This is a genomic window from Coleofasciculus sp. G2-EDA-02 (assembly GCF_040226375.1).
Taxonomy (GTDB): domain Bacteria; phylum Cyanobacteriota; class Cyanobacteriia; order Cyanobacteriales; family Coleofasciculaceae; genus Coleofasciculus.
The window spans coordinates 22,976-46,336 of record NZ_JAVKEW010000087.1 but is presented as its reverse complement, the minus strand read 5'-3'; the positions used below and the strand labels follow the sequence as shown (position 1 = coordinate 46,336).

20 protein-coding genes and 1 pseudogene are annotated in these 23,361 nt (G+C 43.4%); 8 read left to right on the top strand and 13 right to left on the bottom strand.

The window, feature by feature from the left end:
* Positions 1-78: 78 nt before the first annotated feature.
* The 4 genes from RLO19_RS09480 to RLO19_RS09465 all read right to left on the bottom strand — a co-directional run bounded on the left by RLO19_RS09480 (position 79) and on the right by RLO19_RS09465 (position 2,902).
* Positions 79-306 carry a hypothetical protein gene (locus RLO19_RS09480; RefSeq protein ID WP_446355840.1) on the bottom strand — a complete coding sequence of 76 codons (228 nt, stop codon included), beginning with the start codon at positions 304-306 and terminating at the stop codon, positions 79-81.
* A gap of 210 nt (positions 307-516) precedes the next feature.
* Positions 517-714 (bottom strand): DUF2283 domain-containing protein, encoded by a 198-nt coding sequence (locus RLO19_RS09475; RefSeq protein ID WP_446355838.1) that lies wholly within the window; start codon positions 712-714, stop codon positions 517-519.
* Positions 701-1,000: a DUF4258 domain-containing protein gene (locus RLO19_RS09470; protein WP_446355836.1), complete on the bottom strand. Its 300-nt coding sequence runs from the start codon at positions 998-1,000 to the stop codon at positions 701-703. The genes RLO19_RS09475 and RLO19_RS09470 overlap by 14 nt, the downstream gene beginning before the upstream one ends.
* An 84-nt stretch (positions 1,001-1,084) precedes the next feature.
* Positions 1,085-2,902, bottom strand: coding sequence for a hypothetical protein (locus tag RLO19_RS09465; protein WP_446355834.1), 1,818 nt, complete (start codon positions 2,900-2,902; stop codon positions 1,085-1,087).
* A 202-nt stretch (positions 2,903-3,104) separates the two neighbouring features.
* Here RLO19_RS09465 and RLO19_RS09460 point away from each other — a divergent pair, with 202 nt between their 5' ends.
* The 4 genes from RLO19_RS09460 (at position 3,105) to RLO19_RS09445 (ending at position 8,881) form a co-directional block, all read left to right on the top strand.
* Positions 3,105-3,275, top strand: a complete 171-nt coding sequence (locus tag RLO19_RS09460) for a hypothetical protein (RefSeq protein ID WP_446355833.1) — start codon at positions 3,105-3,107, stop codon at positions 3,273-3,275.
* Positions 3,276-4,592: 1,317 nt separating this feature from the next.
* Complete coding sequence (locus RLO19_RS09455; protein WP_446355831.1) at positions 4,593-7,187, top strand: VIT domain-containing protein; 2,595 nt, start codon at positions 4,593-4,595, stop codon at positions 7,185-7,187.
* Positions 7,188-7,382: 195 nt separating this feature from the next.
* Complete coding sequence (locus RLO19_RS09450) at positions 7,383-8,219, top strand: Uma2 family endonuclease (protein ID WP_446355856.1); 837 nt, start codon at positions 7,383-7,385, stop codon at positions 8,217-8,219.
* A 41-nt stretch (positions 8,220-8,260) separates the two neighbouring features.
* A complete protein-coding gene (locus RLO19_RS09445; protein WP_446355829.1) occupies positions 8,261-8,881 on the top strand; it encodes a hypothetical protein in 621 nt (206 codons plus the stop codon).
* 24 nt (positions 8,882-8,905) lie between these two features.
* Here the strand turns inward: RLO19_RS09445 and RLO19_RS09440 are convergent, their stop codons facing one another.
* The 4 genes from RLO19_RS09440 to RLO19_RS09425 all read right to left on the bottom strand — a co-directional run bounded on the left by RLO19_RS09440 (position 8,906) and on the right by RLO19_RS09425 (position 13,784).
* Positions 8,906-10,369: an argonaute/piwi family protein gene (locus tag RLO19_RS09440; protein ID WP_446355827.1), complete on the bottom strand. Its 1,464-nt coding sequence runs from the start codon at positions 10,367-10,369 to the stop codon at positions 8,906-8,908.
* Positions 10,359-11,714: a DUF4365 domain-containing protein gene (locus RLO19_RS09435; RefSeq protein ID WP_446355826.1), complete on the bottom strand. Its 1,356-nt coding sequence runs from the start codon at positions 11,712-11,714 to the stop codon at positions 10,359-10,361. Before RLO19_RS09435 ends, RLO19_RS09440 begins: the two co-directional genes overlap by 11 nt.
* A 189-nt stretch (positions 11,715-11,903) precedes the next feature.
* Complete coding sequence (locus tag RLO19_RS09430; RefSeq protein ID WP_446355824.1) at positions 11,904-13,250, bottom strand: inorganic phosphate transporter; 1,347 nt, start codon at positions 13,248-13,250, stop codon at positions 11,904-11,906.
* Positions 13,251-13,253: 3 nt separating this feature from the next.
* Entirely contained in the window at positions 13,254-13,784 is a 531-nt protein-coding gene (locus tag RLO19_RS09425; protein WP_446355822.1) for an O-acetyl-ADP-ribose deacetylase, read from the bottom strand.
* A 65-nt stretch (positions 13,785-13,849) separates the two neighbouring features.
* Here RLO19_RS09425 and RLO19_RS09420 point away from each other — a divergent pair, with 65 nt between their 5' ends.
* Complete coding sequence (locus RLO19_RS09420; protein WP_446355820.1) at positions 13,850-14,167, top strand: hypothetical protein; 318 nt, start codon at positions 13,850-13,852, stop codon at positions 14,165-14,167.
* 170 nt (positions 14,168-14,337) lie between these two features.
* Here the strand turns inward: RLO19_RS09420 and RLO19_RS09415 are convergent, their stop codons facing one another.
* Both RLO19_RS09415 and RLO19_RS09410 read right to left on the bottom strand, forming a co-directional pair.
* Positions 14,338-16,407, bottom strand: a complete 2,070-nt coding sequence (locus tag RLO19_RS09415; RefSeq protein ID WP_446355819.1) for a DICT sensory domain-containing protein — start codon at positions 16,405-16,407, stop codon at positions 14,338-14,340.
* A 265-nt stretch (positions 16,408-16,672) separates the two neighbouring features.
* Entirely contained in the window at positions 16,673-18,130 is a 1,458-nt protein-coding gene (locus RLO19_RS09410) for a sensor histidine kinase (RefSeq protein WP_446355817.1), read from the bottom strand.
* 87 nt (positions 18,131-18,217) lie between these two features.
* Between RLO19_RS09410 and RLO19_RS09405 the strand changes: the two are divergent.
* Together RLO19_RS09405 and RLO19_RS09400 are read left to right on the top strand one after the other, a co-directional pair.
* Positions 18,218-18,286 (top strand): annotated as a pseudogene (locus RLO19_RS09405) (IS607 family transposase); the annotation flags it as partial.
* Positions 18,283-19,767: a hypothetical protein gene (locus RLO19_RS09400; protein WP_446355815.1), complete on the top strand. Its 1,485-nt coding sequence runs from the start codon at positions 18,283-18,285 to the stop codon at positions 19,765-19,767. The pseudogene RLO19_RS09405 and the gene RLO19_RS09400, both read left to right, overlap by 4 nt.
* A gap of 73 nt (positions 19,768-19,840) precedes the next feature.
* Here the strand turns inward: RLO19_RS09400 and rppA are convergent, their stop codons facing one another.
* From rppA to RLO19_RS09385, 3 genes are all read right to left on the bottom strand, one after another.
* Positions 19,841-20,521 (bottom strand): two-component system response regulator RppA, encoded by a 681-nt coding sequence (gene rppA / locus RLO19_RS09395; protein WP_446355854.1) that lies wholly within the window; start codon positions 20,519-20,521, stop codon positions 19,841-19,843.
* A gap of 90 nt (positions 20,522-20,611) precedes the next feature.
* Positions 20,612-21,166, bottom strand: coding sequence for a DUF5666 domain-containing protein (locus RLO19_RS09390; protein WP_446355813.1), 555 nt, complete (start codon positions 21,164-21,166; stop codon positions 20,612-20,614).
* A gap of 498 nt (positions 21,167-21,664) precedes the next feature.
* Positions 21,665-22,492 carry a hypothetical protein gene (locus RLO19_RS09385; RefSeq protein WP_446355811.1) on the bottom strand — a complete coding sequence of 276 codons (828 nt, stop codon included), beginning with the start codon at positions 22,490-22,492 and terminating at the stop codon, positions 21,665-21,667.
* Between the two features lie 512 nt (positions 22,493-23,004).
* Here RLO19_RS09385 and RLO19_RS09380 point away from each other — a divergent pair.
* Positions 23,005-23,352 carry a hypothetical protein gene (locus RLO19_RS09380; RefSeq protein WP_446355809.1) on the top strand — a complete coding sequence of 116 codons (348 nt, stop codon included), beginning with the start codon at positions 23,005-23,007 and terminating at the stop codon, positions 23,350-23,352.
* The last annotated feature ends 9 nt before the right edge of the window (positions 23,353-23,361 follow it).

Here is a 23,361-nt window from a genome sequence, read left to right as displayed (position 1 = left end):
TGGACTTTAGTTATGGGTTAATTCGGTAAAAATGCAGGTTTACTGGTGTTTTATATCCCCCTATTGTCTAATAAATATCTACCACTCATTCAGATAAAATTGTTCACAGTCCTGTTCTATTGCTTGGCGCATTAACTTAACATCATCGGGTGGGATTGAACCTGCGAAATGTAGTAATTGTCGCCCGAATACACCTTGAATTGTTGAACTGGCTAAAGCGCGTGCAAATTCAAGCACTCGCCACTGCAAGTCTTGAGGCATAATTTTTAGTTGTTCAATTAGCTTATCTAAGAGAGGTGTATCCATATTGCTCTGTTGTATACAATTCTCAACTCATTCTAGTTTAGCTAAGGGACTCTAGAGCGTCGATGCCATAATAGCAGTGGTAGGGAAGAAATAATAAGTCCAACAGTTACGCTGGCTTGGCATCTAAAGCACCATTCGTAGGGGCACGATACTATCGTGCCCTATTATATGTAGCTCTTTAACCCTTGCTGCGATCGCAATTGATAAAAATCAATATGTTGAAACAAGTTCAGCAATCATCTCTTCAGACATAGACTGCTTGAAATCTAAAATCTCAATCAGCACGAGCTGGTCATTAAGTGAGTAGTGAAGGATTATCCGTCCTTCATCTTCTGCATAGGCGATCGCATCCTCTGAAAGCTCAATCAAAAGTGCATCTACATCTTTGCTGTATCTAATTTTTTTCATAACGGCTCCTTCTACCTGGATACAATGTAATCACTAAAATGAATGCCTCATATTCTCGATAAACAACTCGTAACACTAAGTTTTCATCTAAGTTTTTTTGTGCTGTGATTTTTTCTCCTTCTCCTAATTCTCGTTTATCCGGAGACTGGATGGTATCAATAACAAAATCCTGATGAATTACAATTCCTCGTTTACTTAACAAGTCAAGTTTGAACAGAGCATGGTCACTGAACCGGAGTTCTTTAAACATAGATTTAATCCGATAATTCAACTCCCAAGGCTTCAATTTTTTGGGTTATTCAGGCGGTTAAGGTGGTTTCATCTGTTTTAATTCGTTCTACTCCTGTTTAATTTATCTATTCATTGTTGTCTAGTTTTCTGATATTTTATTTTTTCTTCGCTTTTTTTCTTCACGAATTATTTTTTTGTCTTCACGTATTGTCGTGTCGGTAGGAGCGCTGAAGGTTAAGCTGAGTGCAGGTTCACTTTCAGGGTCAGAACTAACCTGAACGAGCTTTGCATCTATAATCTCTTGACCTCTACTCACTGCATTTTTTAATAAATCACCAATTTGTTTATTATTATCAATATTCCACACTTCACCAGCCGTAATTTTTCCGGCTAACAGGCGCGTTATAAGGTTCTGGGGAAGCTTGAGTGTAAAAGCACCGCTAGCATCAGTTTCTATGTAGGCTTGAGGAGAATCATTAATAGGCTCTGTAGAAGCAGTGAATGCACCAAACTCTAACCTAATGCGTGATTGCTCTCTCAATTTAGGATCTACTTTTACAAAGTTAACATTGGTTATTTGTTGGTTCACTTCTGTAGCCAAGCACAGAGAAGAACCTATTTCCTTTTTGAGACTTGGAGAATCATCACTGCCTGAGTTTTTATCATCCCAAACCTCACAAGCGGTAATATCTCCTGCTAGGAACAGAGCCACAAGATTGCAGGGAATCTCTATGTTAAAAAAAAAATCTGATCCAGGGCTAAAAACAAAACTACCTTCCCATTCCTTGTATCTTTGTGATGCTATAGGAATTCTCTGTGTTTGTTGTGCCTCCCAGCTTTCACAACCAGAGCCATATTCAACTTGATTAAGATTTATTTGATGAATAAGTTGTTCCTGATGTAGAGTTAACTCTGCATCAGGATGAGGGTTCTTGATAACGATAGGTCTACTGGCTCGTTTTCTCCACCCATACTTTAAACCAGAATATTCATTTTTAATCGTGACGATTACCACAGCCGAAATCAACCTGGAACCTTTGACTCTTTGTCTAGGTGCATTTGTCCCAGGCCAAGGTGCTGTTCCTATGGCATTCAAAGTTGTTGTTAAATCCCACTGTTCTGTATCTGCTAGAGCGGAGTATACTGCTTGTTTAGGGCTAATAGAAGAAGGTGTACCGCTATCATTAATTTGATGTAGCTTTTCAGAAGCACCTAAAAAAAGAACGAGCGGTTTATACTTTTTGCCAGATTTTGCCCACTTGCTGGCTTGCTTTGCCTTTTCCTCAATTTTTTTATAAATTGGGTGGCTTTTAGGGCATTTTGGTACATTTGGCGCTGGAAAGGATGAAGAGACAAAACCCCCTTGTTCTATCCCTTCAATTATCACAATTAAATTTGTATTTTCAGTTTCTTCAAGACATAAAGTTGACTTGAAGTTACCCGATTCCAGCTCAGCTACAAAGGTTTTCCATTTATCTGTCTTAAGTAACTGTCCCCAGGAATTGTTTGGAGGTACTTGTACATCTTTGCTGGTATCGGCTGGCTTAAGTCTGATTCTTAGGTGTTGTGAATCAGCCACCTTTCTTTTAGATAATTCTTCTCTCACCCAAGAAGGAAAAAGCCTTATATCAGTTTCTTGTTGCTGGTTACGAGGGATAATATATGCAACTTCTACCCAAAAAGGATCACAGTCATCAGGCTGCAAGAAAATATCAGGAACTGCTTCTTGCTCTCCCTCAGGCTGAATTAGAGATGAAACTTCTGAATTTGAGTCGTCTTGCTTATGATGCCTTGAAATAACCGCAGAAGCTGTTGCATGTAGCACGATAAGTTCCCATAAGTGAGATCTCGTCTGTTCATGTTCACCTCTAAGACGTTCTTGAAGTTTATTTAATTTTGTGCCGAGCCACGTCTCACACTGAGACAGTAAAAATTCTGCTTGAGGTTCGCTAATCACTAGTTCAAATACGTTTGTTTCTGGAGTGAAATGGGATTGAAGAACCTACATTCTAACAAATCCGTCTTATGCCACATCGGGTAGGGGTACGATACCAAAGCCCCTACTGGAGAACTATCATGCCCAATCAATCCACCCATCCGCCTCTTCACAATGTTTGCTTCCCGCAGACATGCGACATTAATCCGGCAAGTTCGAGACGATGGCAGTTATTTTTACCAAATTGTTGAGTACCACATACTTCAAAAATAAGGTTGAGCTTGAGTATTCTAGAAGCCACCTCCATTTTTTAGCGGAGGAAGTCGCCGTTGATGACATGGAGATTCGTATTGGCGATCGCACGATTAAAAGTAACATAATGATACTGATTTAAGGCTGGTGGGCAATGCCCACCCTACGGGATATCAAGGGTTTCGGCAATTTGGACTTTAGACTAATTAGAGCCGATCATCCCTGGGCGATCGCACTTCTTTTGATAATCACGATTCACTAGATACCCCTTGGCTTTTTCTTTCGGCTTCGCTACTGTTATGCTTCCCTTGACTCGATTTCATTTCGGCTCAATTTGTCAAGTTCTGATAATTTAAACGATTCTTTCCCCCAGAACGGTTTAAATTTTTCAATCAGAGTCTTGTCTCAACAAAACGTCATAATTGCTCGTTTTTTACCTCTTTTTGGGAAAAAGCTACGATTTTTCAGGGGTTACGGCGATTGTGAGAAGAGTGTGCGATTTTCAGGTATACTCTCTATGGTGGCTATTTTCTGGGCAAAAACAATCCAAGCACAGCTAAACCCCTTGAATCTTGGTAAAAACTTTGTATAGTTTATGATTTTCGTCTTACGCTCAACATCCCCTTGGACGCATGTATTTTGTTAAACTTATAATAAAAATCATTACCGAGTATTGACAAAAACACAGAGGACACAGAAGGGATGACGCAGACAGAAGCCTGAATAGTGGGGGACACAGATTGACACAGAGAACTAAATATTTTCCCCAAGAATTCTTACATCTTTTCATCCTTTGCATAGAGAATTAACGCCTCTATGTATTTCTAACTTTTCACGGGAAGTCTATAAACTATTGTAGAGACGCGCCATGGCGCGTCTGGGCGGGTTTAGTCACATCCTGGTGAAACAGAAAAGATAGTAGTGAAAGTGAGCCCCTACACAATCTATAAATCTCCCAATCTCTCACTCAAAACTTACCTCCCTTCGTTGCGCCACATACCCTGAAAACTAAGCCATGTATTTGAATTCTTGGTCGTCCGTGTATGAGAATAATAATCAAAATTAAATGGGGAAGGTAAGCAAGAGGAGGCGATTGAAATCGCTGCTACACTTGCCTTTCGTCCGCCTGCGCGGACTAGATTATAAAGGGGGTGGCTAACCCGGATTTGGTATCAGCCCCATCGGGTAGGGATACGATACCACAACCTCTACTGAGTCAATTACTGAGTCAAAGGGTGAGTCAAAGACTGAACACTTTCCCCTCAAAACCGCCCTTATGCTGAGGATATACAGACAAAACTGTTAAACCACTTTGAATTGAAACCCAAGGCATCCAAGCTCAAGTCAGAATCGAGTTTACTAGATAAAAATTGTAGTCCATTTTAATAGACTTAAGCTTTTAGCCAAGAACTTGAATTCTTTGCGGGTGTCGTGGCTTACCGAAAAAAGGAGAATCATCATGCTAAATCCATCCACCCATTTGTTGATTATTGAAGACGACAAGGGACGCAGAGAATATACCTTGGAAGAATCGGTTTACTCCCTAGGTAGAGATCCACAATGTGATATCCGCATCTACTCAATGTTTATATCTCGCCACCATGCAACATTAATTCGACAAATTATAGATGATGGCAGTTATGTATACAAAGTTGTCGATGGTAATGCTAAAGGTAAGCAAAGTGCTAATGGACTATTGGTTAATGGACAAAAATGTCAAGTCCATGATCTTGAAGATGAAGATGAGATTGTTTTTGGTCCCAATGTTAGTGCGAAATACTACCTACTTCAAAAACAAGGTCAATGGAAAATGAAATATAAGACCAAAAAGGCTAAATCACCTCTTCCATCCCCATCACCAAACTTAGGTGGTTTATACGTTCAATCTGAAAAAGGAAACCCCCTAGTCTTTCCGCTGAAGTATACTGACGTACAAGCCAAGGTGACGGGAAATGTCTCACGGGTGGAGGTAACACAAACCTTTGAAAATCCTTTTTTCACTCCCCTAGAAGCCACCTATATCTTCCCCTTACCCGATGAAGCCGCCGTTGATGATATGGAGATTCGCATCGGCGATCGCACAATTAAAGGTAACATTAAGAAACGCCAAGAAGCGGTAGCTATTTACGAACAAGCCAAAAAGCAAGGATGCACCGCCGGATTGCTAGAACAGGAACGGGCGAACATTTTTACCCAATCCCTGGCTAACATCCAACCCGGTGAGCAAATTGATGTGATTATTCGCTACACTGATAGCCTAAAATTTGTTGGGGGAAATTACGAGTTTGTCTTCCCTATGGTTGTAGGATCTCGTTATATTCCTGGAACAACCATTGATGAGAATACGATAGGTGGGGGTTCAGTACCTGCACCGATGACACAAAATAAAGACACCGATTTAGTGCCCGATGCGTCCCGCTTAAATGCGCCAATTCTACCTCCCGGAACCAGTTCTGGACATGATATTAATGTGACTGTAGATATTGAGGCTGGGGTTGAGATTAAAGAGGTGCATTCTCCATCCCATCAGATTCAAATTGAGCGCCAAGATCAGCGAATGCGAGTCACGCTATCTCAACGAGACACGATTCCCAATAAAGACCTAATTTTACGCTATCAAGTAGCCTGCGATCGCACGCAAACCACAGTATTATCTCAAACCGACAATCACGGCGGACATTTTGCGGTTTATTTGATTCCAGCGATTGAGTATAACCCCGATCAATTAGTCCCCAAAGATGTAGTATTTTTGATTGATACATCGGGTTCTCAAAGCGGTGAACCTTTAAACAAATGTCAAGAATTAATGCGCCGCTTTATCCAGGGACTCAATCCCCACGATACCTTCACCATTATCGATTTCTCAGATACCACCCGCCAACTTTCACCCGTTCCCTTGGCGAATACAGAAAAAAACCGCAACAGCGCCATGAATTATATTAATCAGTTAAACGCCAGTGGCGGAACTCAACTGATGCGGGGGATTCAGGCGGTGCTAAACTTCCCAGAGGTTGATCCGGGACGATTGCGGAGTATTGTACTGTTAACTGACGGTTATATTGGCAACGAAAATCAAATTCTGGCAGAAATCCAACGTCATTTAAAATTAGGGAATCGCCTACACAGTTTTGGTGTAGGAAGTTCTGTTAATCGTTTTCTCCTGAATCGAATTGCTGAAATTGGACGGGGAATTTCCCGGATTGTCCGCTACGATGAGCCGACTGATAAAGTTGCTGAACAGTTCTTTGAGCAAATTAATAATCCAGTGCTGACGAATATTCAACTGTACTGGCAAGGTGAGGGTAAACCTCCCATCATTTATCCGGCGACTCCACCCGATTTATTTGCTGAACAGCCGTTAGTTGTATTTGGACGCAAAAAAGACGCTCTACCGGGAAGGCTAGAAGTAACAGGAACGACTGCTGGAGGACAGCAGTACCAGCAGAGTTTTGAGCTTAATTTGGAGGAGACGGGAAATCCTGCTATTGCACAACTGTGGGGTCGTAACCGGATTAAAGACTTGATGAATCAAATGGTGAAGGGAGAGACAAAAGTTGGTGTAGAAATTGTCACTGATACGGCTTTAACCTATCAACTATTGTGCCAATATACCGCCTTTATTGCTGTCAGCGAGGAGGTGCGCGTCAATCCAAAAGAAGGTTCTGTCTCCGTACAAGTCCCCGTGGAAATGCCGGAAGGGATCAGCTATCAGGGAATTTTTGGAGATGTAGAAGTAGAAGCGACCTATGAGTTTGATGAGTTCCCTTCAGAACTGCTGGATGAGTTTGATATCACCCTGATCAGTCCCAATATGATGGGGGGAGATGAGGAATGGAGTCCTACCCCTGAGCCAGCGCCATCGAGAACTCCAAAGATGAAAGCGACTGCAAAAGCTCCGCTTCCGAAAGCTCCGTCTACCCCGAATCGCCTACAAATTTTTAGTGCGACTGGATTGAACGAAGATGCGATCGCGCGTTTGACTCAACGCCTACAATCAATCCAGTTATCCCCAAATATCGCTTCTAACTTGGCATTCCCCTCAATCCACTGTTGATAAAGTTTGCCTAGTGATAGGAATTCAACCCTGATATCCTCTTTCCAATACAGCAAGAGGAATCAAGGGTGTAGGGGCGGGTTTGACTGACAATGTTCTGGAAATAACCGATAACTTGACTAAACCCGCCCTTCCCATGTCCTTGACACAAGGTAATTGTTACAATACCAACCAGAGAAAGCGATCGCGTTGTCTATGTCCATTACTAAACCCTTTATCGAACAAACTGATCCCCCTCGTTCTCCCAGAGAAACCCTGCCCACGATGTACGATCTCAAGAGTGAATCTGTGGAGGAACCGGGATTGCCTGACGAGTATCATCTGTGGCAAGCTGAACTATGCAGCGCCACTTTCTGTCCGCCTACCCATCAGAGCGATCGCATCTTTGTAGCGAGTGACTTGAATCTCTACTATGACGTGAATCATCCCAACTGGTACAAGCGACCCGATTGGTATGCTGTAGTGGGAGTTCCTCGACTGTACGAAGAACGGGAACTGCGCTTGAGCTATGTGATTTGGCAAGAAGGAGTTCGCCCCGTCGTCGCCATCGAATTGCTCTCTCCAGGAACCCGCCAGGAAGACTTGGGACAAACTGAACGCGGCGGTTCACCCCCAACCAAATGGGAAGTGTACGAGCAAATTTTAGCCATTCCCTACTACATCGTCTTCGACCGCTATACTGACGAATTGCGGGTATTTTGGTTAGAAGGCGATCGCTATCGGCAACGGGAACTCACTGAACCCAGAATCTGGCTGCCCACCCTAGAATTGGGAATCGGATTGTGGTTCGGAGACTATCGCGGATTAGAGCGACAATGGTTGCGCTGGTACGACGCCCAAGGAAACTGGATTCCCACACCGACGGAAGCAGCACAGCAACGGGCAGAATCTGCTCAACAGCGAGCCGAGAATGCCGAACGCGCCCAACAGGAAGCGATTCCCCGACTCTTAAACATGGGTTTGAGTGTTGAGCAAGTTGCCGAGGCTTTGGGATTGTCCGTTGAGCAAGTCAATCAATGGGGACAAGAGTAGTGTCGGGTACAAGCATTAAACTATAATTCTGAAGGCACATTATGTCTTTTGGTGACTATAGAAAATACTCAGCCGCTGAATTAAAAGCTATCTTTAATATCACGCTATTGAAAAACGCAAATTTATTTAGCACCTTTAACCCCACGGATCAGTCTTATCCGGATTTGCAAACAGCCGTAAAAAAGATGAAGTCTCGCATTAGCCTGTCCAAATCGGATAACGAAGCAACCCGAGGCAACCTCTTAGTCTCCCACATTTTGTGGAAAGCCAGCGACACTTACAATCTCGGCATTTTTTTCGAGCCACCCGTTGATATTAATCCAGAGGAAACACCCGGTTTACCTCACCCTTTAAATGGTAAATATGATTGCGCTTTAAGCCTTGATGATATTGATTTTATCTCGCCGATTATTTCAGTCGTTGAAGTCAAAAAAAGTAGTCTATCTGATGGTTTAGGGCAATGTGTCGCTGAAATGTATGCGACTCTAAAGAAGTTCCAGCAAGATCAAGTCTACGGAATCATCACAGATGGGGAAGTGTGGTCTTTTTTATTGCTAAAAGACCGGACTCTCTCGGTTAATGAAAATAATTATTACATTAGTAATATTGCCGATATTATTGAGCGGATTGGTTATATCGCAGAAAGGTTTACTTATATGTGAAGCTAATCGCTCACTGAATTGACTTTACATGTAGAAGCGATAGTGCGTTTCCAAAGGATCGTTCTTACTCAAATATTTCAAAATGCTGCCAACCTGACGTGCCGCCCGGATAGTAATAGGTTCTCCGCGATCAAACTGGGTATTGTTCCAGTTCATCTTAGTCAACGCCAAAATCTCTTGAGCTAGAGCTTTTGGTGTTCCCTCTACACTTTCACATCGAAACTTCAGAGGACGCGGAACATACATTCCTGGATAAGTTGAGAAGAAGTCGATACTACCTCTTGTGTACAAAACATGGGTGCGATCATCCAAAGTTAGTAGAGTTCCCCGCAACGGTGGGTATTTGCCATACCGAAACAAACGAGTTCCGCCTGTACGATTAAAACTGATGAATTCTGCGGAATGAATATCATGTTTGTCTAGTGCATCTTGGAAGCCTTCAAACTCCTCTGGAATAAACCGAGAAGTCTTGTGCAATACAACTCTTGCCGGTAGGTTACGATGCTCCCGACGGTATAGAGCTAAAGCATTAGAAAGCAACTCAGACGCATCGGCTGCTGGAAGGTAAGGCTGGCGGTCATCTTTTGTCTGTTCTGCTTGACCTCCACGTAAAATAACCCCTTCCCCCCGCTCATTGAAAATTTGAGCCGTACTGGTATAAAGCTTGGAGTGATCAAGAGTTTTGTAGAAACTGATACCAACATAGCAGGTTGTTAAATCTCGCGCATCCCGCACCAATCGCCACGGAGTTCCTAAAGCTTTGTAATAAAGTGCCGTGTAAAGATTCCACGCCCGAGTCGCTTCATCCTGAAGAGAATAAGCTTTCTGCTTTCGGTTACTTGCTTTAAGCTTTTTACCCGCGTTGTAAGTTTCGGGTAAGACAATTTGTGTTGGCTTTCGCAATACCATTGCTTTTGCCTTAAACAAGTCATGAAAATCCAGATCTACTTCTGATTGATTATTCTGATGAGAAGATTGTTTACTGCTATTCTCATCATCTTTTTCATCGACAAACAATCGTTCTAGCAAGGCTGGCGGTAATGCACAAATTAAAACATCGGGACTTGTTTTTTCATCAATATATCGTAATTCTTCAATAAAGAAATTAACGGAACTCCGAATCAGCGCATTTCGCTCTTCGTTTTCTAGAAGCTTTTCAATGTCTTTTTTTGAAATAGTTACATTTCTTCTATCATCCAAGCTAATAGCACTAGGTAGGTTATCTTCTTCCCCAAATCCTGGAAATTCTGGAAAAAGATATTGTTGTTTGCTTTTCTTCGCCTCAATTCCCTGCTTACAATTTTCTAGCCAAACTCCTAACCCTTCAATCGTTTCAGAAGAGCCAATGATCCCCAGTTTGATTTCCTTGGGAGCAGCAGTGCTGTCATAATCGAGTGGTTTATGATGCATCATGCCAAAACGGATATCAATATGCCGCCCGCCATTGCCAAACTCTAATTCAGGTTCTTGTAAAAATTCAACTTTCATGACTCAATTTAAACAAAGGTAAATCATTCAGATCGTCTTCTAGTAGTTCAGTAGTTTCTTGATCCTCATTTCCCAACCAAATAGAATCGTCAATACCAACGTCAATCTCAAACTCTTCCAATCGATCAAACTCTAGAAATGGATATATAGGAGTAAATAAATCACCTTGAGCAGGAGTACTTAAATACTCAGCCCACATGACTACTTGACCGAATACAGCAGAATTTTTCTCAAGACGTTTTATTCCTGATAGCCTCTCCTTTTCAAATTTGTCTTTTATATAACCGTCTCTAGTAAATAAATAGCTTGGTGTAATTTCAAGGAACCACTTCAATTCAATTTGTATAAATTGCCATTGAAAAGCTGAGTGTCGATAATAAGCAACTTCCTCTGAGTTTTTCTTTAAGTAAGGCTGAAAAACATCTCGATGGGTTTTCTTTGCAAGACTTCGGTAATAATATCGACGTGTTGATTTATCAGCAGTTGGCTTGAAGTAGCAGCACTTTTTCTTTTGATCGAACGATAAGTCACTTTTTCCTTTCTCTCGAAGTGCTTTGTTCAGCAGCAACACAAATTCCTGTTGTCGCTCAAGTCTGTTGGATATAGACCATTCTTCTACATCATGTTCCTCAATGGTTCCTGGATCGCAGATCTCAGTCCAAGGTGGTTCGCGTAAGTTATGAAAACTCAACACAAGATTTTCTTTCAATAACCACTCTTGTCCTAAATTTCGACCGATTTTTTGGAGTTGTGAATATGCCTTAGATTCATCTTCTGTAATGGTGTAAGCCGTATAAAGATGTTCTGGAAGCCGCGAGACTCGCAACAAATTGGAGTACAACTTTTCTTTCTTTGGACGTGGTGCAAGGTACAGTCCTGAATTTCGAGGAATAGCCAGATCCATTAAAGATAATTTGGCGTTCGCATCAAAACGGTCACGTACCTTATCAAAAATAACCTTTTTTGATTGTCGTTGCTTGGGATTACGGAAATAGTCTTTGGTAGAAACCCAGAAAGCTTCTTTCGTATAGATTTTAACAAAAATTAAAATAACTGGCGCGTTTCCTTGCAACCAGTAACTTATATCTCTCTCTTCGCATCGATACTCGAAGATAGTTTCAGTTTCTGCCTGAACTTGAGTCTTCTTCGTTGCTTTACTTTGAACCTGAATAATGCAGTTTGTCACCTCGTCCGTGTCAGAATTGCGGATTTCAATGAAACCATCGATACCCGCTTCTACTCCGCCAGTTGGATACCAGAGAAAGCCCATTTCGAGGACAATCTCTTCAATAATGTTGATGCCTTGTTGTCCGATAATATCGGATTTACCGATCTTCTTAGGCACAGAAGTAGTAAGTTATGTGTACATACAGAGAATATATAGTTGCATTATAGCGTAGCCATCTCTCAGAGCTGGCATTGAACTTAAGAAGTAAAGGCTGTAGGCATTATTCTGAAGCGGCGATTTTTGTTTTTAATTTGCTGCCGAACATTATGTTATATCGTATTTTAGCTATCTTCAATGCAAAAATTTCTAAAGAAAAATTACACGTAAACTGATAAAAATAATCGCCCCTAAACTAGCGGCGGCGGGTAGCGTAATTAACCAAGCTAGAGCAATGGATTTAAGGGTTTGAAAGCGCACCGTGCGCCAATTTTGAATCAATCCAATACCAACAATACCACCCACTAAGGCATGAGAGGTGGAAACCGGAAAACCGAAGCGGGAAGCGAGTAAAACAGTTGTCGCCGTGGCAATTTCGGCACAAAATCCACTACTGGGTTGCAACGGAATAATATTTTCCCCAACAGTAGTAATCACCTTTTTACCCCAAACGGCTAAACCTGCAACAATACCCGCACCACCGACGATAAGAATCCACAACGGAATATTAAACGCAGTGAGTGGAACCGTACCCGTAGCAATGATATAAGCGATCACAGCTAAGGGAGCGATCGCATTTCCGACATCATTGGAACCGTGAGCAAACGCCACAAAACAAGCGCTGAGAACTTGGAAACGCGCCAGTTGTTGCTCAATTGGTGAGGGAAAGGGGGAAACAGAATTAGGAGGTGGGACAATATTAGCTTCAATTTCCCCTTCCCCATTATGAATACCTTTGTCTCTCGATTCTTCAGGATTAACAGATAAAATTAAGGAACCACTTTCTAACTGATGCCAACTAATCAGACTGAGGACAATCGCCGCTATTGAAACCGTAATAATGGGTAAATCATGAGCAGGAATAGGCAAAGCATAAAATAGAGGACGATTAAATAAACTTGGCATAACAATCGCGCCAAAGATGCTCAAAAGAAGAGCACTTAGCCAAGGAATCCATTCCCGTAACCGAACAATCGGATTCGTTCGCCTTAAAATTGAGGTATTGATAATACCATAAAATCCGGCAGCTAAAATGCCACTGATAACGGGCGTAATAATCCAGGTTAACGAAATACGACCCAACGTTCCCCAGTCTACCGCCTGCACCCCAATCGCCACCCAACAAAATCCTGCGATCGCGCCAACCACGGCATGGGATGATGCGACAGGTAATCCCAGACTGGTAGCAATTTGTAACCATAAACCACAAGCGAGTAACACCGAAGTCATCCCCAGTAGTAACACCTGTGGCGTTTGGGCAAATAACGTTGGATCAATAACTTTCGTTGCTAACGTTGTCGCCACCCCTTGACCAAATAAAACCGCACCCGTAAACTCCAAAATACCCGCAATAATTAGCGCTTGCCGTAGAGTAACCGCTTTTGAGCCAACTGATGTTCCCATGGAATTAGCAACATCATTAGCACCTAAATTCCAAGCTACATAGAAAGCCAGAATGGCAGTTAAACCGAGTTGAACTACAGCTATTGAAATCACTCCTTATTCCTTATTCATCAAAATTTCCTGCACAGCTTGCCGATAGTGGTTATAGGATAGCTTAGAAAAACAAACAAAAAACACTTGCTCGATAGTTGTATTCCCTTCCAAAACCTGCTTAACTGTACCTACAGCTATTCTGGCAGCCCGTTCCGGCGGAAACCCATAAGCGCCCGTGCTGATAGCAGGAAAAGCAATAGTGCGAATCTGATAATCCTTTGCCAGTTCCAAACTCCGATAATAACAACTCGCTAACAAAGCATCCTCGCCATGATTACCATCCCGCCAGACAGGTCCCACCGTATGAATTACCCAATCGGCTGGCAGATTGTAACCCTGAGTAATTTTGGCATCACCCGTCTTACAACCATTCAAACCTCGACATTCTGCCAACAAGCCGGGTCCTGCAGCACGATGAATCGCCCCATCCACACCTCCACCACCAAGGAGAGAAGTGTTTGCCGCATTGACAATAGCATCAACGGTTAACTGGGTAATATCGCCTTCAATGACTGCTATTTTACCTGGTATCATAAATAACTGTATCCTCCTAAGAAATAGTTCTTTTCTTCAAGATTGAGCTAAGGCTTTAGCACAGCATGTTACCCACACCCTTACCATTCCCCCAAAAAACTGATCAGCGCCGACACACGTTTAAGGAAATGTTACAACGTCTGCATCGAGAGGGCATATATATTCATTCTGAACAATTAGCAGAATTTCTGTTAGTCCATGGATTGCCCGTTGATTTATGCTATGTCCCAGAACATTTGCACTCTAAAGCCATTCAAATCAATCAAAACTATCAGGGCGATATGGTGTCCCTAACTGAACAATCCGAACCAGATTGGGATTATTCATGGATGAACGAAGTCCAAACGCCCATCATCAAAAACAATCCCTGCTATAAAATTTAAGAAAAAAATAGGGATAGCTCCTCGATTTCCAGTTGTTTCCAAACTCTCTAAAATTTTCATTCAAGTCCGCTCAATTCCTCTGCGTACCTCTGCGATATCCTCTGCGTACCTCTGCGTTAAAAAAATATAATTCATACCACTAGACTTGATCTAACCGAGTAATCCTCAATTCACTTTCGCTTAACTCTTGACCCCTTACGACTACCTTTTCCCTTCCCTTTAGAGGGCTGAGAATCTGATGTCGGCGCAATCATGGGCACCGTAAAGTGAAACTGACAACCCTGGTCTTTACCCGCCGAGTCTGCCCAAATTTTACCGCCCCACCCCTTGACAATTTGACGACAAATTGCCAACCCTAAGCCTGTGCCGCCTGTAGTCCGTCGCAGCGCCCCTTCTTCTTGATAAAAGCGATCAAAGACATCCTCTAAACGATTCGGTTCAATACCCCGCCCTGTATCGGCTACGGTCACTTTTAACATAGAATTCCCATTACTTTGAATCCCAATTGTGATTTCTCCTTGGGAGGACGTAAATTTGCAGGCATTGTCTAGGAGTTTGGCAAGGGTTTCCACCAGCCACTCGCCATCTGCTTGGACTAAGGGCAGATCGGTAGGAACCTGATTAATAATATTCGGTCGCCGCTCCTGTGACCAATGGACGTTGATCCGGCTGAGAGCTAACTCAATACACTCTTGTAGAGAAATGGCTTCTACATTCCATTCCACACGACCACTTTCTAGGCGGGAGAGGGTGAGAAAGTCTTGCACCAATTTCCGCATACGTTCGGCGTCATCAAGGGCGGTATTGAGCATCACTTGACGCAATTCTGGCGACATATCCGGCTCGCTAGCGAGACTTTCTAGGCAAACCTGAATGGTGGACAGGGGGGTGCGGAGTTCATGACCCGTGATTGCGACTAAATTACTACGAGTGCGGTCAAGGGCTGCGAGTTGTTGGTTCAAATCTTGCAGATTCGCATAGGCTTCAGCTTGGATTAAGGCGACACCCACTTGAGTCGCGATCGCTTCGACGAGGGCGAGTTCTTCATCCTTCCACCGATAAGGGATTTCCCCACAGTGGTGTAACTCAACCATACCCAATAACCGACCCTGATATAATACAGGAACCATTAACCAGGAGCGCATACTAAAAGTTTGCACCAATTCCTTTAAGTTAAAAGACGGGGAATTGGCGCTTTTGCTCGGTGTCTGGTTCAGTCGAGGATCGTTTTGGGTATCTTCTACGGAAATAGACTCTTGATGTTCGACAATTCCTTGAAACAGAGAATTGTCTTTTAGGGGCCAAGGGCTACCTAAAGTTGAGCAAAGGATGGTGCGATCGCGTCCTCGGGTTTCCAGGTATTCATGGGTAATCGTGGCTTGAGTATCCGTTGCTTTACAGCGATAAATCAGACAGCGACAGGAACCCATGGCTCGTCCTAACTCTTGCACCGCGATTTCTAGGACTTCATGAGGATCGAGCGATCGCCGAATTGCCGTGCTAATCGAATTTACCAAACGCTCTCGTTGTTCTTGAGCCGCGATCGAGCGATAGGCTTTCAGCAGTTTATACTGACCCGCTTGTAAGTAAGTCACCAACCGCTGCACAAACGGATCGGGATTAGGTGAATCTTGCCGATTCACGTCTTTTGTTTGAGTTGATTGAGAACTTACCTTTAAGGAGTCGCCAATATACTGAGCTTTTGCCTGCTCGATTTTATCCACTAATTCAGGTCGATAGCGGGCAATGCGATCCAGAATCAACTCGGCGGCTTTGGCACTAACCGTTCGGTCAAATGTCCAAATTCCCTCAAAACGTCGAGAGGTATCCATCTCGCCATTGACGCTATTGGAGACAGACAGACGTTTTTCTCGGCAAATCAAACAGTTGGCATAGTACGAACCAATTACGACTAAATGCCACTCGTGACTTAAGCCATCGCCCGGATCAAATGCCACGGTTTCGTGGTGATCTGAGCTATTCTTGAAATCAGTTTCCGGTGCGGCTAATACATAGACATGAGGTGTCCGTTGAGCAATACGCCGATAGCGATGGGCTTCCTGACGATAGAAGCGTTCTCGCTGAAAACAGGCAATCACCAACGGCTGCTCCGAACCAGCCAAGACCTGATCTTCCATTGCATGGGAGAGTGCGGTCAGAGACGCTTTGAAATATACTTGTTGCCGCAGTTGGGGCATGGCTTGGAGTAAGTGAGCCAGCACCGAAGTTTTGATGATCATTCAAATAAGCGATAAGCAGTTTTTAGCTTGAGCTTGGCAACAAACCCTTGACAAATCCCTTTTTTTATGAATTAAATCGCCGCCATACCCAATTGATCGAGAACAATCGGCAGGTATGGGGAATACCAAAGGGACGCGATTCGGCAAAGAACCGCTGTGGGTCATCTAGAGTTGATAACTTCTCCTATCAACCTATCGTACAAAAAAGAAGGTAACATCCACCTAGCGAACCCGAGAAAATTCCTCTCTAGGCTCCGGGGAGATGTCAAGTTGAGGGAATGGCTCGAATCAGGGGTAGAGCAATTTGAAACGTCGAACCCTGAGACAGGGTGCTGGTAACGCTGATATGTCCCCCATGAGCTTGAACAATCTGTTGCGCGATCGCTAATCCTAAGCCAAAGCCGCCGGAGGCTTTGGCACGCTTTGAATCAACGCGATAAAACCGTTCAAACAGATGAGGTAGAGCCTCTGTGGGAATACCGATTCCGGTATCTTCAACCTGAATCAAGGCATGATCCGTGTGTGTAAGTAGACGCAGTTCGATCATGCCTCCGGCGGGCGTATAGCGGCAAGCATTACTGAGGAGATTCGCGATCGCTTGCCGCAACAAATTGGCGTCGGCATTGACTTCAACCGCCATTTTGGGTAACTGACTCGTCAGCGTTAGCTGATAGGTTTTCGCTTGCGGTAGCCAATCAACCACTAAATTACTTAATAAATCGCTCAGATCAACACATTGGAGTGAATCAGCCGTCAATAACCCTTCATGTCGCGCCAAAAATAACAAATCACTCACCAGTGAACTCATCTGTTTCGTCAGATTGACAATCTTATCGAGTCGTTGGCGCAGTGGAATTGACTCCTCTTCCAAGTCATCGAGATCCATCAATCCCACCTGAGCATTACTCAACACTGCCGCTAAAGGCGCCCGCAATTCATGAGAGGCATTGGCGGTAAATCGTTGGAGTTGCTCACAGACAATCTCCAGACGTTGATTCGTTTGACGCAAGCGATCTTCTCGGTTGGCTAACTCTCGTTCCAACTGATAGAAAAGGTGAACGGCAAACCAGGCACTGAGCGTCCCAATCACACCAAAAATACACAACACAATCCAGGTAATTTGTCGATAAAAGTCTTGGTGTTGTCGGCGTTGTACCCATAATTCTTCCTCGGTGTGGGCAAAGCGATCGATTTCTATTCGGGTAGCATCCATCGTCGCTTTTCCTTCCTCTAACCACGCATAGAGAGAGGCAACTGGAACAAAAATATCAGTTTTTCCCTGAATTAGTTTTAGTTCTCGCTGTAAGGTTAATTTCTGTTGAAAAATCCTTAGATTCTCATCAACCCCTGTCCGAATATCCTGTATTCGTTGGGTTTGTTGAGGATTGTCTTGTACCAGTTGTTCTAATCGCTCCAACGATTTAGGAATAATCGCTTTAGCCCGGTTGTAAGGAGTCAAAAATTCATCTCGTTGAGTCAATCCATACCCTCGAACTCCGGTTTCCGCATCAACCAAGGCATTTAGGAGACGTTTTGTTTCCAAACGCACAATTTGAGTGTGTTGCACCCAGGTTTCATCTTCCACCAAGCTGGCTTTCAACCAGGCAAATGCCGACAATGCCATGAACAAACAGGTTACGGGAATTACAATAATCACGGTTCCCCGCACTCGAATCGGCAGTGTTTGCCAGCGTTGATGAACAACAGAAACTGGATGAGTCATATCTCAAGCAGAAGGGGGTTAACTAACAGTCCGTCAATATCTAGACAATTATTGACATAACTAGACATTTTCTATGGTATAATCAGACATGGGAGTCGAAGTCATAAGAACAAAAAAATAGTGGATGAACTGAGGGAGGTAGCCAAAAAGCTATGACAACGATAACTTATTGCAAAGGCTTGCCAACTCCCGCCGATGAACTTAACCCCATCGGTTTCACCGACTTGGAGATGTTTTTAACTTCATTGTCCGATATATTTTATCAAGCAACAGTTGAAACAGTTAACCATTTATTAAACAAAGAAGTTAAATTTAATCAATCCAGTTGGAATAGTCTTATTCAAGATAAATACGGGTTCAGTAAGCGTTATGCTAACGGAGTAATTGCATTAGCTAAAGGAAAAACTGACTCAGCTAAAGAATGTAGAAAAAGACAGATAAAGCAATTAGAATCACGAGTTAAGTCAGCGAAAGATTGGGTAACCAGAGCCACGAAGAAAATTAAGTTAGCTCGGAAGTTCTATGGGAAAAAGAACTGGCAATCCTCCAAAAAATGCTGTAATTTTCCCTTGTCGTCAAACCTCAAGACGAGAAAAACTAACTGGTATCATCTGCGTCAAGGTCTGCATCATAAAAAGCGATATATCCACCGAATTGAAAATCAAATTAAACATCTGAAATCGGCGAAAATTAGAGTGAATGTATCCAGAGGGTCAGTATTTATTGTTGGTTCCAAGGATGAAAGTTATGGGAATCAAACTTGTCAATGGTCTGGAGATACTATCAAGTTGAGAGTCCCCGGTTGTCTGGAAGCCAAATTTGGGAAATATGTCACATCAAAAATAGGCAGCTTCTCAAGAAAGATTAATAGATTACCCAGTAGCGGTGCGAAAACATGGCACTTCTATAGAAAGGATAATCGCTCTTGTGTTGCTGTTCAATTCACACCCGCAGCGGTGGAGAAAGTTAGTAGAGAAATTCAGTATGGTGCCCTGGGTATCGATCTAAATCCTAGTTCTATCGGTTGGGCATATATTGATGGTCAAGGAAATTTAAAAGCTCAGGGAACTATTCCTTTTCAGACGGGTTTACCCACAGGTAAACAAGATGCTCAAATTGTAGATGTTTGTTTGAAATTGGCAGCTTTAGCCAGAAGTTTTCAGAGCCCTATTCTGTGCGAAAGCTTGGATTTTTCGACAAAGAAAGCTCAATTGCGAGAGCGTGGAAAAAAATATGATCGAATGCTTTCTGCCTGGGCATACAGTCGTTTTTATCAGATTTTGTCATCGATTTTATCCAACCGAGGAATAACTCATCAGTTTGTCAATCCAGCTTACACGAGTTTGATTGGATTGGTTAAATATAGTCGGATGTATGGACTATCATCTGATATGGCAGCGGCTCTGGCAATTGCCAGAAGAGGCATGAATTTGAGTGAGAGATTGCCGCGCTCTGTGTCCGCCTATCTCGGAGTGAATCCGAGAAAGCACGTATGGAGTGCTCTATATCAATTTAATAATTTTATTGGTCGATGCCCTGTAGTCAATCGTAGACACGATTACTATAGTGTCTCTAACTGGGAACCGAAGGTTTTGGCTGATATCGAGCAACAATGCCGGGTATCAGTCAAGCGGTGAGCGTTAACGGTTATCGACCAAAAGTTACACCGTGGACTTATACCAAGACAGAATTACTTGTGGGTAGGTTTGTCTAGGTTTTTAGAAGCGGTTCAAGACGATAACCTGTGCCGTAGAGGGTTTCAATCCAACCGTCTACACCCATTTCGCGCAACCGTTGACGCAGGCGTCTAATCCGAGCGGTTACCGCATTACTTTCGGGTTCCTCTCCCCATTCCCATAGTGCCTTCTCAATCTGATCGTGAGTGAGGATCTGGTGAGGATGGCGCATCATGTACTCCAGAAGTTGAAAATCACGGCTTGCCAGTTTCAGGCTAACGCTTCCCCGTTCCACGCGCATGGTGTCGAGATGCAGGGATAGATCGCTAACTTGCAACACGTCACCGCACCAGAGGGGCGCTCGTCGCCGCAAAGCCCTCACCCGCGCCAGCAGTTCTTGAATATCCACAGGCTTGACTAGATAATCATCGGCGCCAGCATCTAACCCCATCACCTTATCGGTAATGGTATCCTTTGCCGTGAGCATGAGAATGGGAGCGGCTTTTCCTGCCTGACGATACTGCTGACACAGACAAATACCATCCTCACCGGGCAACATCCAGTCCAAAATAAGCAAGTCATAGTCTTTTTCGCCCATCAGCCATCGGGCGGTTGTTCCATCTTCCACCGCATCGACGATATGCCCTGAACGAGTCAAGGCGGCGTGGAGGGGTTCAATTTGTTCTGGATCATCTTCGACGAGCAAGATTCGCATATCTTGTGGCGTTGGTAAGAGTTTTGATATGAACTGTGGATTTGGCATTTGTGCCTTCCACAGCCCACAAAACACCTTTAGCCGCCGAGTTTAAGGTGTGGAGGTGGCAGCGTCGGTGAGGGAGTTGGCATCAAATTCGCCATTTTCAAATTCTCCAGAGATGGTTACGCGATCGCCTGTCTGAATATGTTCGGCTGTGTTGTCACCGTAGAGATCCCATGTATCCACCTTAAAGCTGCGATCGCCACTTCTTAAGCGAAACCCATCTTCCCACACCCGCTCAACTGTTCCCGTGTAGGTTGTCTGTGTGCGGCTCACCCGTGATCGTGTGGCGGTTTCCGTATCGGTAGTTGAAGGTGTGGAGGTAGCCGCATCGGTGAGGGAGTTGGCATCAAATTCGCCATTTTCAAATTCTCCAGAGATGGTTACGCGATCGCCTGTCTGAATATGTTCGGCTGTGTTGTCACCGTAGAGATCCCATGTATCCACCTTGAGGCTGCGATCGCCACTTCTTAAGCGAAATCCATCTTCCCACACCCGCTCAACTGTTCCCGTGTAGGTTGTCTGTGTATGGCTCACAAGTGGCACAGCAATGGTAGACAAGACTCCGGCGGCGATCAATGTTAATGATTTGATGCGTTTCATGGTTCAATCCTGACACTGTTGAGGAACAATAATGAATATACCGATGAAAAATGACCACAAAATGACAGGCGAAACGATAAATTAAACCAAAAACTGGCTAGCCTTGACACCTGTGAGGGTTGGTACCACCCGAAATCGGGAGCATGTCACCTTTGTCGGGCTTGCTGCACAACTCCCAAACCCTTAGCTATCAAAGCTTTGAGTTGCATTGATATTTGATCAAGTTCAACAAATCCGGGTTAAACCCTTTTATACCCTTGCACCGCTATCAGGGATATGGCTCCCCCTGCTCCCCCTGCTTCCCCTGCTCCCCCTGCTCCCCCTGCTTCCCCTGCTCCCCCTGCTTCCCCTGCTCCCCCTGCTTCCCCTGCTTCCCCTGCTTCCCCTGCTTCCCCTGCTCCCCCTGCTTCCCCTGCTCCCCCGAAATGCGTCTCCCCAATCAGCTACAATATCCTCCTACTGTCACCAAGGGTATTTTCGGAATTATCAATGGTTTAATCATTTTTTATTGAGTTTGTTTCCCACAGCACAAATTCCTAATGTCAATAGCGCCAATACCGTTGATGTTTCCGGAACAGGTATTCTCAATTGTTTAGACTCGATGAAATTTAAATAGGCTTTTTGATTGTTAGAATTATACAAAAAACTATCTGAACTCTGGAAAAGATTAAAACCGTAAGGATCACCAACAGCCAAGACTTGACCCCCGTTAGCAAAGGGCTGAAATTCCACCATCGACCTGATTGAGCCATTTTTACCAATTACCATCCCCCCAGTTGGAGTAATATCGGTTACCATTGACTCAATCTCAGTGGCTAAGGATGTACCAAATCTTTTACCTCTTAGATCACCTAAGACACCGACAGTCGTTAGAGAAACTGTATTTTCAAAGGTGCCACCTGTAGCAGAATTGACACCATCGACAACACCTGTATATCGTGAACCGAGTCCGAGGGATTCAAGTAAAGAATTGGCAGATATCTGTTCAGCAAGACTTGAATCAGATTCGACGATCACAGAACCACCCGTTTTAACAAAACTTCTCAGCACAGTACTTTCGGTTGACGTCAAGGTTTTAAAAGACGTTCCGTGAAAGAATACATCAACTTCAGCCAGATTTGTCTCAGTTAGGGTTGATAGTCCTGGAAGGATAGTATGTGAACGTTTAAGAAGACTAGCACTGAATGCACTATATTGGAATGTGCCATTTCCGGCATTGAATAAATCACCCCCTCGCTGATTGGCGCTGTTCCAACTTCTTATCGTTAATGCGCCTACCGAATTTCCTCCTAAAGCTTCTAGAAGAATAGACAGTGATAAAGTCACAGCTATTAAGAGTTTATTCATATTAGTAATGGGGTAATCTGTATCTTAATATTTAGAATACAGTGATTTATAATTTAAATTCCTGTTTTTTGTCAGGTTCACAAAAACTTTACATAAACAAATAAATTAAGTTATTATTAATTTAAATAGTTGTTAAGAAAAAGTTTACATATATGAGGAGTCGAAAACCTTCGCTCAATGTACATTGATGAAGCTGCCTGAATATTCGTCAAATATATTTACAATCCTTAAATAAACTTAACTGTTTCAACCAGGCAAATCCCTGTAATCATAAGTTAAATTTATCAAAAATAATGAATTCTATCTTCACACAATATTTAAAAATTCCCCCTTGACAAAAGGACAAAGGGTGAGTAAATGAAAAATAGTATCTATGCAGACCTATAGGTAGGTTTATTTCGTGCCAGTCTCATTAATATCCTACCTTAGTAGGATGAACCTATCAAGATAATATGTAACGGCAAAGAATAAAGGAATAAAGGAATAAAGGAATGAATAAACTTTTCCCAGGTTTCTCAGATGGGTTCCCAGTCGCGCTGAGACTATGGTTAGTATTTTTGCTATGTCTGGTCTTATTGAGATACTCGGTTCCCTTCAGTATCTTAGTGGGTGCTGTTGGGGGAATTGCTGGCGGCTGGGTTGTAGCTTGGTGGAAAAGTAAAGATGAACCGAGTACCGTACCCTCTGAACCCCAAGATGAGCCAGAAGATGAGCCAGAGGAACCACCCGTCAAGCTAAGTGGATTAAGTCTGGCGAAACAGCGTCGAGAGGCTAAAGCGAGAAAGCGTGCCCAGAAACGCCCCACTTCATTGACGGGATTATTAAACAGAAGTAAGTAACCTTCCACA

What these genes read in the sequence shown, in the direction of transcription:
- RLO19_RS09410 (WP_446355817.1), bottom strand. Translation starts at nt 18,130, where the DNA reads ATGACTCATCCAGTTTCTGTTGTTCATCAACGCTGGCAAACACTGCCG.
- RLO19_RS09455 (WP_446355831.1), top strand. Translation starts at nt 4,593, where the DNA reads ATGCTAAATCCATCCACCCATTTGTTGATTATTGAAGACGACAAGGGA.
- RLO19_RS09380 (WP_446355809.1), top strand. Translation starts at nt 23,005, where the DNA reads ATGAATAAACTTTTCCCAGGTTTCTCAGATGGGTTCCCAGTCGCGCTG.
- RLO19_RS09440 (WP_446355827.1), bottom strand. Translation starts at nt 10,369, where the DNA reads ATGAAAGTTGAATTTTTACAAGAACCTGAATTAGAGTTTGGCAATGGC.
- RLO19_RS09425 (WP_446355822.1), bottom strand. Translation starts at nt 13,784, where the DNA reads ATGATACCAGGTAAAATAGCAGTCATTGAAGGCGATATTACCCAGTTA.
- RLO19_RS09460 (WP_446355833.1), top strand. Translation starts at nt 3,105, where the DNA reads ATGGCAGTTATTTTTACCAAATTGTTGAGTACCACATACTTCAAAAAT.
- RLO19_RS09475 (WP_446355838.1), bottom strand. Translation starts at nt 714, where the DNA reads ATGAAAAAAATTAGATACAGCAAAGATGTAGATGCACTTTTGATTGAG.
- RLO19_RS09445 (WP_446355829.1), top strand. Translation starts at nt 8,261, where the DNA reads ATGTCTTTTGGTGACTATAGAAAATACTCAGCCGCTGAATTAAAAGCT.
- RLO19_RS09450 (WP_446355856.1), top strand. Translation starts at nt 7,383, where the DNA reads ATGTCCATTACTAAACCCTTTATCGAACAAACTGATCCCCCTCGTTCT.
- RLO19_RS09480 (WP_446355840.1), bottom strand. Translation starts at nt 306, where the DNA reads ATGGATACACCTCTCTTAGATAAGCTAATTGAACAACTAAAAATTATG.
- RLO19_RS09400 (WP_446355815.1), top strand. Translation starts at nt 18,283, where the DNA reads ATGACAACGATAACTTATTGCAAAGGCTTGCCAACTCCCGCCGATGAA.
- rppA (WP_446355854.1), bottom strand. Translation starts at nt 20,521, where the DNA reads ATGCGAATCTTGCTCGTCGAAGATGATCCAGAACAAATTGAACCCCTC.
- RLO19_RS09420 (WP_446355820.1), top strand. Translation starts at nt 13,850, where the DNA reads ATGTTACCCACACCCTTACCATTCCCCCAAAAAACTGATCAGCGCCGA.
- RLO19_RS09390 (WP_446355813.1), bottom strand. Translation starts at nt 21,166, where the DNA reads ATGAAACGCATCAAATCATTAACATTGATCGCCGCCGGAGTCTTGTCT.
- RLO19_RS09415 (WP_446355819.1), bottom strand. Translation starts at nt 16,407, where the DNA reads ATGATCATCAAAACTTCGGTGCTGGCTCACTTACTCCAAGCCATGCCC.